Genomic DNA, 1,323 nt, shown 5'->3' with positions numbered 1-1,323 from the left:
TGTAAGCTCACCTTGAATACTACCGCTTAAAAGTAGAGTTTTTTGTTAGAGATCATTCAGTTTTGCCCTATAAACCCTGGAGCCAGGGAAAAGAAATTGGTCATACTGTTGAGGCATTTACAAGTTTTTCCCAATTGCAATTTTCGTCTGCAATGAACGTAGGAAAGTTTGATTGTTTTTGATGTTGTTCTAAAAAGGTGACCGGTGGCTTGTAGTTTAACGATTGATGAGGCCGTTGATTATTGTATATCCACATCCATGCATGGGCCATTGCCTGAGCCTCTTTTATCCGGGTAAAACAATATGCATCCAACACTTCCTCTCTGAAGCTTCGGTTGAACCGCTCCATATATCCATTCTGAAAAGGTTTGCCTTTCTCGATAAACTTAAGTTCTACACCCCGGTCATCAGCCCAGGACGCCAATGCCTGGGCCACAAATTCCGGTCCATTATCAACGCGGATCTTTTGCGGCAGGCCACGCCATCCCACCAGCTGATCCAGCTGGCGAATGACAAGTTTACTGTTTAATGTTGTGTCAATCGTAATACCCAGGCATTCCCGATTGTAATCATCAATAATATTCAAAGATCGAAAGTTTATACCTGTGCTTAACACGTCATGCATAAAATCCATAGACCAGGTGATATTGGGATGGATCGGCTGTAATAAAGGCTCCATCACTCTTGCAGGCAAACGCTTCTTACATTTTCGTTTCAGATTTAATCCCATTGAGGTATAAATGCGATATACCTTCTTGTGATTCCAACGATGGTTGAGATGCCGCAGGTGGTAATGCATCATCCAAAATCCCCAACGGTTATGAAGGATCGATAACTCTGACAATAGGTGCCTGATCTGATCGTCATCTTTAGGTTGCGGCCGGTAGTAGTACACCGATGGCTGAATATGGAACCAAGTGCAGGCCTGCCGGATACTGGCTTTATAATGCGTATGACAATAAGCAACCAGTTCTCGCTTTTCGGCAGGCCCTAAAGCTTTTTTTCGATCACGTCTTTCATTACCGTGATCTGAAAAGTTTGCTCCGCTACGATTCGCTTGTATTGGGCCAACTCTGCTTCAAGTTCCTTCATCCGCTTAAGTTGGTTGAGTTCCAGGCCGGAATATTTACTCTTCCATTGATAGAAGGCGGCTTGGCTGATGCCGTGCTCACGACAGATATCGGCTACGGCCTTGCCCGTCTCCTGTTCCTTTAAAATGCCAAGGATCTGGCTTTCTGTGAATTTTGACTTTTTCATTGCTTCAACTTTAAAGTTAGTGTTTTTATCTACTTTTAAACACTACGGTTTTAAGGGAAGCTTACA

The 1,323-nt window shown here is 43.5% G+C and carries 2 protein-coding genes; both read right to left on the bottom strand.

Features of this window, described 5'->3' with window-relative positions:
* Positions 1 to 100: 100 nt before the first annotated feature.
* The gene (locus B0I18_RS24880; RefSeq protein WP_245882159.1) at positions 101 to 970 is read right to left on the bottom strand and encodes an IS3 family transposase; all 870 of its coding nucleotides are present in this window, start codon (positions 968 to 970) and stop codon (positions 101 to 103) included.
* Between the two features lie 20 nt (positions 971 to 990).
* Positions 991 to 1,257 carry a transposase gene (locus B0I18_RS24875; protein ID WP_106525479.1) on the bottom strand — a complete coding sequence of 89 codons (267 nt, stop codon included), beginning with the start codon at positions 1,255 to 1,257 and terminating at the stop codon, positions 991 to 993.
* Positions 1,258 to 1,323 lie beyond the last annotated feature (66 nt).

It is taken from the genome of Taibaiella chishuiensis (genome assembly GCF_003014535.1).
Classification (GTDB): domain Bacteria; phylum Bacteroidota; class Bacteroidia; order Chitinophagales; family Chitinophagaceae; genus Taibaiella; species Taibaiella chishuiensis.
The sequence above is the reverse complement of the archived record's forward strand: the minus strand, read 5'-3'. Positions and strand labels throughout refer to the sequence as shown.

Coding starts and splice junctions, on each gene's coding strand:
- B0I18_RS24875 (WP_106525479.1), bottom strand. CDS start 1,257: ATGAAAAAGTCAAAATTCACAGAAAGCCAGATCCTTGGCATTTTAAAG.